The sequence below is a fragment of the Leptospira licerasiae serovar Varillal str. VAR 010 genome, assembly GCF_000244755.1.
GTDB classification, from domain to species: Bacteria; Spirochaetota; Leptospiria; order Leptospirales; family Leptospiraceae; genus Leptospira_B; species Leptospira_B licerasiae.
In genome coordinates this window covers 323137-337673 of sequence record NZ_AHOO02000006.1, presented here as the reverse complement: position 1 = coordinate 337673, position 14537 = coordinate 323137, and the positions used below count along the sequence as shown (strand labels likewise).

17 protein-coding genes are annotated in these 14537 nt (G+C 41.3%); 12 read left to right on the top strand and 5 right to left on the bottom strand.

Features of this window, described 5'->3' with window-relative positions:
* The 5 genes from LEP1GSC185_RS09870 to LEP1GSC185_RS09850 form a co-directional block, all read left to right on the top strand.
* Positions 1-680: DUF6989 domain-containing protein (locus tag LEP1GSC185_RS09870; protein ID WP_081580602.1), on the top strand; the 680-nt coding region annotated here is incomplete at its 5' end.
* Positions 681-686: 6 nt separating this feature from the next.
* Positions 687-1679: a UDP-3-O-acyl-N-acetylglucosamine deacetylase gene (locus LEP1GSC185_RS09865; protein ID WP_008590470.1), complete on the top strand. Its 993-nt coding sequence runs from the start codon at positions 687-689 to the stop codon at positions 1677-1679.
* Positions 1680-1782: 103 nt separating this feature from the next.
* On the top strand, positions 1783-2163 hold the full coding sequence (locus tag LEP1GSC185_RS09860) for a TIGR04452 family lipoprotein (protein ID WP_008590572.1): 381 nt from the start codon (positions 1783-1785) through the stop codon (positions 2161-2163).
* A 112-nt stretch (positions 2164-2275) separates the two neighbouring features.
* A complete protein-coding gene (gene lepA, locus LEP1GSC185_RS09855) occupies positions 2276-4081 on the top strand; it encodes a translation elongation factor 4 (protein ID WP_008591640.1) in 1806 nt (601 codons plus the stop codon).
* Between the two features lie 3 nt (positions 4082-4084).
* On the top strand, positions 4085-4987 hold the full coding sequence (locus tag LEP1GSC185_RS09850; protein ID WP_008589597.1) for a PALP domain-containing protein: 903 nt from the start codon (positions 4085-4087) through the stop codon (positions 4985-4987).
* Positions 4988-5057: 70 nt separating this feature from the next.
* On the opposite strand, the gene LEP1GSC185_RS09845 is transcribed toward LEP1GSC185_RS09850, so the two are convergent.
* Genes LEP1GSC185_RS09845 through LEP1GSC185_RS09835 form a run of 3 tightly spaced genes read right to left on the bottom strand, consistent with a single transcriptional unit; the run spans position 5058 to position 8406 of the window.
* Entirely contained in the window at positions 5058-5789 is a 732-nt protein-coding gene (locus LEP1GSC185_RS09845) for a succinate dehydrogenase/fumarate reductase iron-sulfur subunit (RefSeq protein ID WP_008589583.1), read from the bottom strand.
* Positions 5789-7705, bottom strand: coding sequence for a fumarate reductase/succinate dehydrogenase flavoprotein subunit (locus LEP1GSC185_RS09840; RefSeq protein WP_008591217.1), 1917 nt, complete (start codon positions 7703-7705; stop codon positions 5789-5791). Before LEP1GSC185_RS09840 ends, LEP1GSC185_RS09845 begins: the two co-directional genes overlap by 1 nt.
* Positions 7705-8406, bottom strand: a complete 702-nt coding sequence (locus LEP1GSC185_RS09835) for a succinate dehydrogenase cytochrome b subunit (RefSeq protein ID WP_008589777.1) — start codon at positions 8404-8406, stop codon at positions 7705-7707. Before LEP1GSC185_RS09835 ends, LEP1GSC185_RS09840 begins: the two co-directional genes overlap by 1 nt.
* A 219-nt stretch (positions 8407-8625) precedes the next feature.
* Between LEP1GSC185_RS09835 and LEP1GSC185_RS09830 the strand changes: the two genes are divergently transcribed.
* The 4 genes from LEP1GSC185_RS09830 to LEP1GSC185_RS09815 all read left to right on the top strand — a co-directional run bounded on the left by LEP1GSC185_RS09830 (position 8626) and on the right by LEP1GSC185_RS09815 (position 11846).
* Positions 8626-10104, top strand: a complete 1479-nt coding sequence (locus LEP1GSC185_RS09830) for an aldo/keto reductase (RefSeq protein WP_008590215.1) — start codon at positions 8626-8628, stop codon at positions 10102-10104.
* On the top strand, positions 10088-10570 hold the full coding sequence (locus tag LEP1GSC185_RS09825) for a DUF309 domain-containing protein (RefSeq protein WP_008590280.1): 483 nt from the start codon (positions 10088-10090) through the stop codon (positions 10568-10570). The genes LEP1GSC185_RS09830 and LEP1GSC185_RS09825 overlap by 17 nt, the downstream gene beginning before the upstream one ends.
* Positions 10571-10574: 4 nt before the next feature.
* Complete coding sequence (locus LEP1GSC185_RS09820) at positions 10575-11468, top strand: alpha/beta fold hydrolase (RefSeq protein WP_008591406.1); 894 nt, start codon at positions 10575-10577, stop codon at positions 11466-11468.
* Positions 11469-11636: 168 nt separating this feature from the next.
* Positions 11637-11846: a hypothetical protein gene (locus LEP1GSC185_RS09815; RefSeq protein ID WP_008590531.1), complete on the top strand. Its 210-nt coding sequence runs from the start codon at positions 11637-11639 to the stop codon at positions 11844-11846.
* Positions 11847-11917: 71 nt separating this feature from the next.
* Here the strand turns inward: LEP1GSC185_RS09815 and LEP1GSC185_RS09810 are convergent, their stop codons facing one another.
* Positions 11918-12223: a hypothetical protein gene (locus tag LEP1GSC185_RS09810; RefSeq protein WP_010515678.1), complete on the bottom strand. Its 306-nt coding sequence runs from the start codon at positions 12221-12223 to the stop codon at positions 11918-11920.
* Positions 12224-12456: 233 nt separating this feature from the next.
* Between LEP1GSC185_RS09810 and LEP1GSC185_RS09805 the strand changes: the two genes are divergently transcribed.
* The 3 genes from LEP1GSC185_RS09805 (at position 12457) to LEP1GSC185_RS09795 (ending at position 13302) form a co-directional block, all read left to right on the top strand.
* On the top strand, positions 12457-12651 hold the full coding sequence (locus LEP1GSC185_RS09805) for a hypothetical protein (protein ID WP_008590016.1): 195 nt from the start codon (positions 12457-12459) through the stop codon (positions 12649-12651).
* Positions 12652-12733: 82 nt separating this feature from the next.
* Complete coding sequence (locus LEP1GSC185_RS09800) at positions 12734-12907, top strand: hypothetical protein (RefSeq protein ID WP_008589469.1); 174 nt, start codon at positions 12734-12736, stop codon at positions 12905-12907.
* Positions 12904-13302 carry a putative toxin-antitoxin system toxin component, PIN family gene (locus tag LEP1GSC185_RS09795; protein WP_008596609.1) on the top strand — a complete coding sequence of 133 codons (399 nt, stop codon included), beginning with the start codon at positions 12904-12906 and terminating at the stop codon, positions 13300-13302. Before LEP1GSC185_RS09800 ends, LEP1GSC185_RS09795 begins: the two co-directional genes overlap by 4 nt.
* A gap of 7 nt (positions 13303-13309) precedes the next feature.
* Here LEP1GSC185_RS09795 and serA read toward each other — a convergent pair whose 3' ends face one another.
* A complete protein-coding gene (gene serA / locus LEP1GSC185_RS09790) occupies positions 13310-14533 on the bottom strand; it encodes a phosphoglycerate dehydrogenase (protein WP_010515672.1) in 1224 nt (407 codons plus the stop codon).
* Between the last annotated feature and the right edge of the window lie 4 nt (positions 14534-14537).

Here is a 14537-nt window from a genome sequence, read left to right as displayed (position 1 = left end):
AAACGACAGAAAAGCATTCCATATTCTTTCATATTTCCTTCACAATACTATGTATCATAGTTTTATTGCTTCCGATCCCGGCTACCAGCGGCTGGAGAATGTTTTTTCTAGTTATAGTGTATAATATCTCTCTACCGATCGTTGCTCAGGTTTGGGAACATGATCGTTGGATGGATATTTTTCTTTTTGTTTTACCTGTAAGCATTCTGCAAGTGATCCCGGATTGGTTCTTATCCAAGGTGCTTGGGGTTTTGGTCTTTCCTCCGGACGGGTTTTATAAGATAGGAACTGTTTCCGCATACATGGCGGGACTTTGGACTATTCCACTTTTTATTATAGTGTACGTAGCTACCCGATTCGAGAAAAGATATCCGGAATCGAATCCAATCAGCAAATATCTGTTAGCTGGATTTGGCGCGTTTTTGATCTTCTTCTTATCCGAAGAATTTATGAGGTTGATCCCGGTTTGGTATGCACAAAATGTTTCTATGATCGGACACACCGCGATCTATGTTCTATTTCCCGAATTCGTTTTAGGGATATTCGCTACATTCGCTTACTTTCATACAGAGCATAAACCTTTCAGAACAAAATTACTTTGGGCAATCCCAACTATGTTCGTATATCTAGGGGCGCTTTCTTTTAGTTATTTATTTGTAGAAGGTGTCTGGAAAGTTTAAGAAAGAATGAAGGTCCTAACCCAAATTTCAGAAATCAAAAACTTACTCTCCGATAGAAATCCGGAAATTCTCCATCTGCCTCCAGAGTTTGCGTATCAGGTGGAGATAGATCCGGATTATTCTTATACGATCCAAAAAGAATTCAGCGTAGAAGGTAAGGCGACTTTCGAAAATAAGGATGCTGTAGTTCAAGTAAGCCCAGTAAGGAATGGAAGATCTTGCTTTAGCTGGAACGGGATCAGATACGACCTGGACAGTCGGAATTGTATTAAAGGAAATCATAATATACAACTGGGAGAAGTTAAGGTGATAGAACATCCGCTGGCATGGATGTTGGCCTTTGGGGTATATGCCGATTTTACTTTGAGCGAATCTAGTTTTCCCACCTTCGATTATTGCGATCAGGTCTATATGGATCATTCTAAAGGAAATTGCAGAAAGTTAGAAAAGAGAAAAAAGATCACAGTATCTTCTCCGTTTGCCTTAATTTGGGAAAAGGGTTATTGTGTTTTAGAACCTCCAACTAAGGATACGAAAGGACTTTTGATAGACCACCAAGTGGAATATCCCGGAACAACGGTTGGAAGGTCCAGGATATTGACCGAATTGACTCCTGAAAACTTTTCCTACTTTGGAGACGCAAGAACCACCGCATTTCGTAACAAAAAGGACGCGGAAAGTTTTTACCAGATCGGACTTGCCGGAGGATTAAAGGATTATCCTTTCACATTAGAGAACGTATTACTTTTAGATGAAGATAGAATTTATAATATTCGGGACAAATTTAAGGATCCAAACTCGGATTATAACTACGAATTCATCTGTCACGAATTGATAGATATCATGTCTTGGTTAAGGTTCGTAGAAGAAAAATATGAAGGGAAATTTTTCGGTAAGATGACAACTTTTCTTTTCGATCATCATAAACAGATAGATATCGCTCAATTTTCCTGCGATCCTGAGGAATTAGAAAAATTCGGGATCCGGATCGGAAATTAATTTCAGACAATTGATTTCCAAAAACCTAAAACTACTTGTAATAGAAACGGTTTCGTTCTAAAAAATCAAAACGGACTCCAAATTTTCTCAAAAGAGGTTTTCAATGAGGATCGGAATATTACCGCTCTTATTTATCCTATTGATCGCTGCGAACTGTGTAGCGTTGAACACTACCGGATTAACGAATCGTTATAAAGGAAGCGAGGCAAAGGATAAGATAGAAGAGGCGGCAACAGTCGCGGCACAGCTTTATGCGATCAGTACCGGGGATCTTACCGGAACGACCTATATAAACAATATCTTTCTTCCTCCTATTCTCGCAGGGATTAAACCAAGTGAATACTATGCGAAGGACGATGTAAATGCATGCGTGGATGAGATCAAATTGTTTGGTGCTTTAGGTCTTGCGCCCACTATCGGCGTTTTATTCGGTCAATGCTCTAATCTGCAGCCTGACAATAATGTGTACGGAAATATCAATTAAGTTTCCTTTTCTACACTAATTCTCCTCGACCCTGCAAACGGGGGCCGGGGAGAAATTTCCCTCAGTAAAAGACTTTTCACCGGCTCCGTCCCGCTGGACTTTGTTTTTAACAATGTCCGATCGCCAACAATTCATCCGCAATTTCTCAATTATCGCCCATATTGACCATGGAAAGTCCACCTTAGCGGACAGACTTTTGGAAATAGGCCGGATCACTGATGATCGGACAAAAAAAGACCAGATCCTGGACTCCATGGATATTGAAAGGGAGAGAGGGATCACAATTAAGGCGAACAACGCCACTTTCAACTATACCGCTGCCGACGGTCATACATATACGATGAACCTGATCGATACTCCGGGCCACGTGGATTTTACCTACGAAGTATCCAGATCCTTAAAAGCCTGCGAAGGTGTTCTTCTTATAGTAGATGCAAGCCAAGGAGTAGAAGCTCAGACCTTGGCAAACCTATACCTTGCGATGGAGCAAGATCTAGCAATCATACCGGTTATGAATAAAGTGGACCTTCCCGCAGCCGATGTAGAAAAAACCAAACTGCAGATCGAAGATAGTTTAGGTTTGGACGCGGAGAAAGCTGTAGCTATTTCCGCAAAAACAGGACTGAATGTCCAAGCCGTCTTAGAAGAAATTACAAAACAAATTCCTCCTCCTAAAGGGGATCCTAAAGGTCCACTTAAAGCGCTTATCTACGATTCCTATTTCGATCCGTATATGGGAGTTGTGATCAAGATCAGAGTGTTTGACGGTTCAGTAAAGAAAGGAGACCGAATCCTTTTGATGAGTAGCCAAAAGGATTTTACGGTAAACGAGGTCGGGATCAAAGGAATCGGTTTAACACCTACGGATTCTCTTACAGCCGGAGAAGTGGGATATATCATCGCAGGTATTAAAAAAGTTTCCGATGCAAGAACGGGAGATACTGTTACCTTATTCTCCAACCCGAGTGCGGAGGCGGTACCAGGTTACAAAGATGCAAAACCTATGGTATTTGCAGGATTATTCCCTATCATGGGGGAACAATTCGAAGAATTAGTAGATGCGATCGAAAAGATGAAACTGAACGACGCAGCTCTTGTATATGAAAAAGAAAGTTCTGCCGCATTAGGGTTCGGCTTCCGTGTTGGGTATCTTGGACTTCTCCATATGGAGATCGTACAAGAAAGATTAGAAAGAGAATTTAATCTTGATCTGATCACTACCGCTCCTTCCGTAAAATATACGATCCGAATGAAAAACGGAGAAGTATTCGATATAGATAATCCTTCCAAATTTCCGGATCCTGTTTTTATAGAAGCTACGGAAGAGCCTTACGTTAAGGCCTCTATTATCACTCCGAATGAATATGTAGGAAATATCATGTCACTGGCGATTGATAAAAGGGGAGTCCAATTGGACACCGTTTACCTTTCGCAAGATAAGGTGCAGTTGACTTATGAGATACCGCTCGCAGAATTAATTTTCGAATTTTATGATAAACTAAAATCTCTAACCAGAGGATATGCTTCTTTGGATTACGAACCTTGCGGTTATAAGGCATCAAGACTCGTAAAAATGGATATTCTCGTAAACGGAGAATCTGTGGATGCACTTTCCATGATCGTCCACACTTCCAAAGCGGAATCTAGAGGTAGAGAGATCATTGAAAAATTAAAAGAGATCATTCCTCGACATCAATTCATGATCCCGATCCAAGCTGCGGTCGGCGGTAAAATTCTCGCTCGAGAAAGTATTTCCGCTCTTCGTAAAAATGTAACGGCTAAATGTTACGGGGGAGATATCACTCGTAAGAAAAAACTTTTAGAGAAGCAGAAAGAAGGGAAGAAGAGGATGAAACAGATAGGAAACGTGGAAATCCCTCAAGAAGCCTTCTTGGCAGTTCTAAAGACCGGAGATTAATTTTTGAAAGACTCCGTTTTGCGTCCACGCAGAACTGGAGTTGATTCCGTTCTCAAAATACATTCCTCTGAACTTTTTATCAAAAGAGAAGATCGGATCTTCTTTTCCCAAGGTACCAAGATCCGAAAGTTAATTGGAATCTATAAAAGTTTAGAATCGAAATTCCGGTCCGGAGAAATAGATAAGATCATTTTACAAGGGAATTTGCATTCAAATGCAATTTTAGCAGGCAGTTTGTTCTTTCGGTTTGTCGAAGTGCCTACAAAAATCCTGGGATATTCCAGGGACCCAGGGCTAATTACTCCTGCTTCTATCATTTCTAAACAATTTTCTGAATTGGAATTGTATCCTACGAGGAAGGAGTGGGAAAAAGCTGTCGAAGATACTACAAAATTCCCCCCTTCCAACGAATTCTTAGTCCCGGAATATCTATTCACGCCCACTGCCTTACAGGGACTTACTTCTCTCTGGGAGGAAATAGATCCCACTCGGTATGATCAAATCGTTTTAGACGTCGGCTCAGGGCTTACTTGGATTTCGGCAATTCTATGGGGAAAACTTCCAGTCACTGGGATTTGTCTCGGAATACAAAAACAGAAGTTTCTGCCTTGGTTAGGGGCTCATATGTCGTCACTTCGACTTTCGCAAATGGATTTTTCCTCGGAAAAACTAATCGACCCGAAAGAGAAATTAGAAGGCGATTTTTCCTACGGTAAACAAGGGAAATTCTGGTTACAAAGATCTAAAGAATTCCAAAAAAGATTCGGACTTTATCTTGAGCCTATATATGCAGTTAAGTCCATTAGCATTATTGAATCTATGATGCAAAAAAAAGAGTTGGAAGGGAGAATTTTGTATGTTTACCAAGGAGGTATTCTTCAAGGGGGAATTTCTTCCATTTTCTAATATCTCCCAAAAATAAAAAAGGCCCTCTTATTCGAAGGCCTTTTTTTCAATCGGTATTCTACTACAATTCTTATGAAAGAATAAACTCTTTATTAAGAACTCGGATGAAATCCCGTTTGATATCTTTAGGACAGGCGGCCTCGCATTCGTATTGATTTGTACAATTTCCGAAACCTTCTTTGTCCATTGCGTTCACCATGTTTTTTACGCGTTCTTTTTTCTCAACTTGGCCCTGAGGAAGCAGTGCAAGGTGGGAAATTTTTGCGGAAACGAATAACATAGCGGAAGCGTTTTTGCAAGAAGCTACACAGGCACCACATCCGATACAGGTCGCTGCGTCCATCGCAACGTCCGCATCTTTTTTAGGGATAGGTAATGCGTTTGCGTCAGGAGCTCCTCCAGTATTGATGCTAACGAATCCACCTGCTTGGATGATCCTGTCAAAACCGCTTCGATCCACTACCAAGTCTTTTACGACCGGGAATGCTTTTGCTCTCCATGGCTCGAGAAAGATCGTGTCCCCATCTTTAAAACTTCTCATATGAAGTTGGCAAGTAGTCACACCAGGAAGCGGCCCATGAGCCTCTCCATTGATCATAATATTACAAGAACCGCAAATACCTTCTCTACAATCATGCTCGAACGCAATCGGATCTTCTCCTTTTACGATCAGGTCCTCGTTGACTACATCCAACATTTCTAAGAAAGACATATCGGGAGAAACCCCTTTGGCATCGTAATTTACGATCTTGCCTTTCTCTTTCGCGTTTTTTTGTCTCCAGACTTTTAGTTTGAGGTCCATTATTTGTAGCTCCTCGTAGCGAGTTTGATATTCTCGAATTCCAGTTTTTCTCTGTGCTCTGTAGGTTTTGCTCCTACACCTTTCCATTCCCAAGCGGTGGCATGACAGAATTTATCGTCGTCACGTTTTGCCTCTCCGTCGTCCATCTGGTGTTCCGTACGGAAATGGCCTCCACAAGATTCTTCTCTTGTGAGAGCATCTAAGCAGAGAAGTTCCCCGAATTCTAAGAAGTCTGCAACTCTTCCTGCTTTTTCCAAAGATTGATTTAGCTCAAGCCCGGAACCTGGAACATTTACATTCTGCCAGAATTCTTCTCTGATCTGAGGGATTTTTACCAGAGCTTCTTTTAGGCTCTTCTCGTCCCTTGCCATTCCGCAGTTGTTCCACATGATCTTTCCGAGTTCTTTATGGAAAGAGTCCACAGTTCTTTTTCCTTTGATGGAAAGAAGTTTGTTGATCTGTGAATTTGCGTCTGTCTCTGCTTTTTTGAATTCTGCATGATCGGTAGAAGGAGTTTTTCCAAATCCGACTTCTGCCAGATAATTTCCGATGGTGTAAGGAAGAACGAAATATCCGTCTGCAAGTCCTTGCATCAAAGCGGAAGCTCCAAGTCTATTCGCTCCATGATCTGAGAAGTTTGCCTCACCGATCACGAATAGTCCCGGAAGATTGCTCATAAGGTTATAATCTACCCAGAGCCCTCCCATTGTATAGTGAACAGCAGGGTAAATTCTCATTGGAACTTTGTAAGGATTTTCTCCGGTGATCTGCTCATACATCTGGAATAGGTTTCCGTATCTTTCCGCGATTGTATGCTCTCCCAAACGTTTGATCGCAGAGGAGAAGTCTAGATATACACCTTGGCCTCCTGGTCCTACGCCGAATCCTGCGTCGCAAACTTCTTTTGCGGAACGGGAAGCAATATCGCGAGGACAAAGGTTTCCGTAACTTGGATACTTTCTTTCCAAGTAATAATCTCTTTCGCTCTCAGGGATATCCGCAGGGTTACGAGTGTCCCCCTGTTTTTTAGGGACCCAGATACGTCCGTCGTTTCTAAGAGACTCGGACATCAAGGTCAACTTGGATTGATGGTCACCTGAAACTGGGATACAAGTAGGGTGGATCTGAGTGTAACAAGGGTTCGCCATGAAAGCTCCCTTTTTGTATGCGCGGAAAGTCGCAGTAACGTTAGATCCTTTCGCGTTTGTGGAAAGGTAGAATACGTTACCGTATCCTCCGGAAGCAAGAACCACTGCGTCAGCAGAATGAACAGTCACTTGGCCGGTTACCAGATCTCGGATCACAACACCTTTTGCATGACCGTCGATTACAACTAAGTCCAACATTTCGGTTCTAGGATACATCTTCACATTTCCTAAACCGATCTGCCTGGAAAGTGCGGAGTAAGCTCCTAACAGAAGCTGTTGTCCTGTTTGACCTTTTGCATAGAATGTACGGGAAACTTGGGCTCCACCGAAAGATCTATTGTCCAAATGTCCGCCATATTCTCTTGCGAAAGGAACACCTTGGGCAACGCATTGATCGATGATGTTTGTAGAAACTTGAGCTAAACGATATACATTCGCTTCTCTTGCTCTGAAGTCTCCACCTTTGATCGTATCGTAGAATAAACGATAAACTGAGTCGCCATCGTTTTGGTAGTTTTTCGCTGCGTTGATACCACCTTGGGCAGCAATAGAGTGAGCTCTACGCGGGCTATCTTGGAAGCAGAATGTTTTAACATTATATCCTAATTCTGCTAATGTAGCCGAAGCGGAACCTCCTGCGAGTCCTGTTCCGATTACGATAACTGTATATTTTCTTTTGTTAGCCGGGTTAACTAATTTGATATGGGATTTGTAATCGTCCCATTTTTTTTCCAAGGGACCCGATGGGATTTTGGAATCTAAACTCATTATTGCGCTCCTGGAACTTTCACGAAGTTGAGAAGAATGGCAACCGGCATGGAAGTATTGCCGATGAAGATGGTTAAAGCGTAGAGTATCGCAAATGCGTTCGTCTTAGGCGCCCAGAAAGGAGTGTTAAATCCAAGAGTTTGGAAAACGCTCGTTACTCCATGACGAAGGTGGAACGCAAGCAAGGTCATCGCTATTATATAGGAAACAGAAACGTAAACATTCTTGAACCCTAAGATCACCATGGAGTAAACGTCATGTCTTTGTTTATCGCCAATGGTTTCTTGGAGCGCGAAGTTCTCCGGCTGGATCTTACCTAAAGTAAAATGAAGCAAATGGTATATTACAAAAGCTAATAATACGGAACCTGTTAAAGCCATATAGCGGGAAGACAATGTAGCTTGGATCGTACTTTCTTTTACATAGCCAACCGGTCTTGCTTTCTTGTTTTCCAAGGACAGCTTGAGGGCGTAGTAAACGTGTAATACGAACGCTACTAAAAGAATTCCGCGGGCTAGCCATAATAGTCCGCCTAAATTGTGTAAGAACTCAGCGTAAGTGTTAATCTTATCCGGTTCTTGGAAGATCTGGAGGTTCCCCAGCATGTGTACAAACACAAAGCCGAAGAGAATGATTCCGGTAATCGCAACGATAGTCTTTCTACCGATGGACGACCTTAGATATCCAGCTTGAAAATCCATTCAAAATCTCCTGTGAGGATCATGGGAAGAAGTCATCGATTTGTTTGAGGAAGGGAGCAAAAACGAAAGATCGAATTTAGAATCCCTCTACAAAGTAGGATAAAAAATAAGGCCCAGACGAAAAGCACTTTTAAACTAAAAGACAAAAAATGGACATTTGCAGAGGAATATTTAGACTTGGTCTCATTTAGTGCGACGCGAAAATTCAAAAAACCGCAAATGATTTCAAAAGACCCATTTCAGTCTTTGTATAGAGAAATCCTTCACGAGGGGAGAAAGGAAAAATTTCCCCCAGGGAAAAAGGGGGAAGGACCTGGATATTTTTTATTCAGGGACCTTAGGCTTTCCCGAATTGCGTTCGGCGGATATAGGATCGGACTAGAAGATCCGGAACATAAGGACGCCCTTATTCTCGCACTTAAATCGGGAGTAAACGTCATAGATGTTTCAGCCAATTACGGAGATGGGGAAGCGGAAAGTCTAGTGGGCAAAGTCCTGGATGAAAATTTCAAAAAAAGGCAACTCCACCGAAAGGAAATTTTTATAGTCACGAAAGCAGGATATATCCAAGGCCGGAATATGAAATTGGTCGAGTCCAAAGAAAAGGAGAAGGATCAATTTCCGGAAATTACTTACTACCAATCCGGCTGTTACCATTGTATCTCCCCTGGATTTTTAGAAGACCAGTTGGAAAGATCTAGAAAACGCCTTGGACTTTCTACCATCGACGCCTTCTTACTGCATAATCCTGAATATTTTCTAAGCCATTCTGAAAAGAATGGCCTCTCGAAAGAAGAGGCCCATGCGGAATACTATCGTAGGATCAAAGAGGCATTCCAGTTTTTAGAGAAGGCAAAAAAAGAGGGAAAAATCCAGTTTTATGGAATTTCCAGCAATACTTTTCCTTTGGAGGAAGAGGAATATACTCATACTTCTTTGTCGAAGTGCCTACAAATTGCTGAGAAAATCGCCGGAAAAGAAAACGGATTCGCAGTGGTTCAGTTCCCAGGGAATTGGTACGAGGATGGATTTCTCCGAAATCGGTCAGAAGGCAAAACTTTACTCGAAATCTGTAGTAACTTCGACCTTCTCCCTCTAATCAACCGGCCGCTCAACTCTTTCCAAGCGGGAAAAGGAATGGTTCGGCTATCCTACACTCCTCAGAGCCAAACCCCGGATCAGTCGAAGCTACTACAAATCCTAGAATTAGAATCCTCTCTTCTTGAAACTCTTTCTCCCAACCCAAATCGGAATTCACTTTCCAAACTTTGGCAAACATATGGAGAAAAGATTCGCTCCGAAGAACAATTCCAAATCCTTCTACAAAAATCCTGGATCCCTATTTTGAGAGCAGTAATCGACGAAGTATATTCAGAAAAAGGAAAAGAATCTGCCGAGGAATATCTGCGAGTACTGAACACAGCTCTTCCTCTGTTGGAAGAACAAATACAGATCCGTTCTTCCGAAAATCTTTCTGGGCTGTACCGAAATCTGATCTCTCGATTTCATTCACAAGGAGAAGCTCCGGAAACTTTGTCCTCCCTAATGGTATTTCATTTAGCCTCACTTTTGGAGAAGGGAATAGTTCTACTCGGAATGAGAAAAAGAAAATATGTAAGGGATATTCTTCCAATCTTCAAAATACGACTGCCTGAGATCCCGAGATCGGAATGGGGAGAAAATGGAATTCGACCCTGAAATACTTTCCATATTAGAAAAAGTGAAACAAGGAGACGCGGATGCGAGCTTCGATTATGCCTGGGAGGAAGGAATAAAACTCTATCGAAAAGGAAGATATTTCGAACTACACGAAGTATTCGAATTTCAATGGAAGAAGGAAGCAGGTGGAAGAAAACTTCTATTGCATGGATGGATCCAGCTTGCAATCTCCTTAAATAAAGTTTTTGTAAAACCGAATATACGCGGATCAAAGATGCAAGCGGAGAAATCCAAGGAGAAGTTCCTCAAACTTTCCGAAACTGGAGAACTTTCTTCGCTTGGAAGAGAGCAAAACGCCCTTATTATCTCTTATTTAGAAAAATTTTTAAGCAATTTTCAAAGTGAAGAAAGTTGGGATCTAAAACGAATTACAGAACTTTCTTTGCCTGAAATGTCAGAAAACGCAAAGGAATTGTTTTCAAGTTCTGTTTTCCCAGCATCGTGACCCTATGGAAGTCTCGGATCCTCAGAATAAAAACCAAGAAAGTGGATTTTTCGAATCCGGCGGATATAAACTCCATTATACAAAGAGAGACAATGGAAAGGGAAGAGCATTGCTTCTTCTACATGGGTTTATGGATTCTTCCCAAACATTTTTGTTCCAAGAAGAATATTTATCCAAACATTTCGATCTATATCGTTTCGATTATCGAGGTCATGGGGATTCCGAATGGCTGAGAGAAGGTTTCTACCACTTCATGCTTCCATTGGTGGATACAAAAACTTTCATCCAAAAATTTCTTCCTGAAAAATTCCATATACTTGGGCATTCTATGGGAGGAGGGCTTGGCTCCCGTCTTGCTGGATTGTATCCAGAAAGAGTGGAGAGTCTCATATGTCTGGAAGGATTTAGTTCTATCCAAGATCCGGAAAAAGAAAGAAGAAGATTCCTTGGCTGGTTGGAAAATTGGGAGCTCAGCCTTGCGGGAAAAGACAGAAAGCGCCAAAAAAATTTTAAATCGGTGGAAGATGCAGCGGCAAGATTGGCTCCCATCTACCCAAGACTCCCTAAAGAAAGACTTTTAAAGATCACGGAAACTCTAACAAGGCCAGCAGAAGAAGGCGGTTATATGTGGAAGAGTGATCCTTCCTACAAAAACGGACCTCCTGTATTTTTAAGTCCCCAATTTACTAGACATCTTTGGGAAACAATCTCCTGCAATGTTCTGGTCGTCTATGGGCAGAAAACTCATCTTGCGTTGGATGATAGTAAAGAAGTATTCTCGCATATTAGAAATTTAAAATATATTGAAATAGAGGATGCAGGTCATAATATGCATCATGATCGCCCGGAACTTCTTGAGACTATACTCGAAGAATTCTACGTAACAAATTTAAAGTAAACGGATCTTAAATAGATATCGGTGTCGGATAACGTATTTGCCACTCACACATGTTTAGTACGAAAAATTCGGAGACATAAAAAAATTTCCTGATATTCTTCAAAAAAAACTTGTACTTTTATAGTACCGGAATAGTTTTCCTCCAACGTTTTGTAGTTAGGGGCGAACATGGTAAGCAGCAAATTTAAAGAGCAAATGGAAAGATACGTAAACTACCGAGGGATAGACATCATTCTTCATTTAAAAGACGGTTCTATCATCGAATTGGATAAAAACAGAAGACTCGTAGGCGAAGAGATCGTATATTTTCCACAAAAAGCGAATCCTAGCAAAATTTCTCTTACCATGATCCAGAAAGCGGATCTGTTCGTCGCATAAACAAGAACGACGAAATCCTCAAATAAAAATTCAAAACGACACCGGGTCATCCCGGTGTTTGTTTACAAACCTTAAGCTAAGGTTTGGATCAATTCTTCTATCTCTTTGATCTTATCGAAATCCTTTTCGGTGTAATTCAAGAACACGTCGTATTCCACATCGGATACACGATCACACTTGATCACCTTCATAGGAATATCGATTGAACCGGAGACACTGATCGTTCCTACTTTGAGAGCTAGGTTTGTACCCGGTTCCCATGGAATTTCCGTTCTATGCACGATTCCTACGAGCACATTTTCTGCTATCCTCAACTTCGAACTTTCTAACACCTGAAAGCCTACGTTAAGTGTGGAGGGGATTCTATTGTATTTCATGGCGGTTATCCTCCCGGTTTTCTGAAAGAGCTTAGATTAAGTCGCTTACGTTCCGATTAAGATCCTTTTACGATCCTGAAAAAATCGATCGAATCGACGAATATCCTATTTAAAGCAATTTCTATACCAGTAACCTTATATTCAGCCCCGGACAAATAGAAAATCGTGCAATGCACCAAAATATTAAGTCACTTTCCAATATAGCGAACATTTATTGAGATTAAGCAGAGAAGATGCGAGATTGGATAGTGATTTCTTCAGGAAGTCTTCCTAATGAGTCTACGTTACTACATGGCAGATTTTTAGAGAAGTTCAGGACATCCTCTTACATTGCTAATTTATTAAGCGAATTGGTAGTAATACATTCTTCTTTGGAAATTTATTATTCCGGAATCACTTTTCCTTTATTCCTTCTTTCTTTCTCTTGATTTTCTGCTGTCATTCTTTGTAATACAGAGGTCTGAGATGAGGAAAGTGGTCTCGGTTAGTCTAGACGAGGAATTGGAATCTATGTTACTTAAAAGCGCACGTAGACAAAAAGTTTCCAAAAGTGAAGTGGTTCAAGCTGCACTGAGACAATATTTCTTTTTAACCGAAGCAAAACGATTCCGTAAAAACCTGAAAAGTTACGCGGAAAAAGCTGGATATCTCAGCGAAGAAGATATCTACAAAGATATCTCTTGAAGATTGTTCTAGATACGAACGTACTTCTTTCTAGTTATTTATTCCAAGGATATACCGCAGAGGTGTTTGACCATGTTTGGTTAAATCACGAGATCATACTGTCAGAATGGATCCTTACTGAATTCAAAGAAGTATGTTCCCGGAAATTTAAGATCAAAGAAGTTGATATCCGAGAGGTTTTAGATCATCTTAGGGGCGGGGCAAAAGTTTACCAACCTAAAGGTCGTCCCCCGAAAGTTTGTGCTGATCCGGACGATGACAATATTCTGCATATTGCGGAATTTTCTAAGTCGGATTGGATCTTGAGTGGAGACTCCGATCTTCTAAAATTAAAACAGTTTCAGAAAATCGAAATCATTTCTCCAAGAGAATATAAACTGAAATTTTTGGTTTGAATGTAAATCAGTAAAGAATTCTGGTCTTGATAGATCCAGGATGTCTTTCAATTCTCTCTTTCAGTTCGTCTCCAACGCTCATATTGATTACCATGGAGAGATAACCTATTTCAGCGCTCGTTCCTAAATGTTGGGAGCTGATATTTGCTCCAATCTCGGAAACCATACTGTTGATATCTTTCAAGAATCCAGGTTGGTTTTTATGAACATTCAGTATCCTATACATTCCCTGCGGGATCGGATTCAATTCTATGTTCGGAAAGTTTACCGCAAAAGTAGTCGAGCCGTTGTTTACAAACTTCAGAAGTTTAGATGCAACTTCTGTCCCGATATTCTTCTGAGCCTCTTCCGTAGAACCGCCGATATGAGGGGTCAATATTACGTTTTGCAAATTCTGCAGTGGAGTAATGAACGGATCGCTATTGGATTCAGGCTCTTGTGGAAAAACATCGACTCCTGCACCAGCGATATGACCTGACTTAATCGCCTCAGCAAGCGCTTCCAAATCCACAACCTTACCTCTGGAAAGGTTGATAATATAAGCTCCCTTTTTAGTTGCCTTGATCTCTTTTCCACCGTATAAATTCATCGTTTCAGGAAGTTCAGGCACATGGAAGGTAACAAAATCAGATACGGATAATAGTTCTTCATAAGAATTGAGGGGAGTTGCATTTCCTAAGGGAAGAACGGTTTGGGTATCATAATAAACCACTTTTAGGCCCATTGCTTCCGCAAGCACGGAAACCTGGCTACCGATATGACCGTAACCGACGATCCCCAATGTTTTTCCTCGAACCTCGAAACAGTTCTTAGAAATTTTATTCCATATCCCTGCATGAGTGTTACGGATATGGTCCGGGACCCTTCTTGCTAACATTACGACTTCTGCAATTACAAGTTCAGCAACCGAACGAGTATTGGAATAAGGAGCGTTAAATACTGGGATCCCTTTCTTTTCCGCTTCCGCCAAGTCTACTTGGTTTGTCCCGATGCAGAAACAACCTACGGTCATCAGTCGTTTGGCCTTTGCTAAAACAGGTGCGGTCAGATTGGTCTTACTTCGAATCCCCAGAACATGAATGTTCTCGATTTCTTTCGAAAGTTCGTCTTCGCCCATGGCTTGGGGGAGAAGGCGGACATTAAAACCGTCTTTTTGAAAGAGTTGGAATGCGTCTTGGTGTACATTCTCTAATAGGAGGACGTTTATCTTTTCTTTCGGGTAGGAAATCATAGTT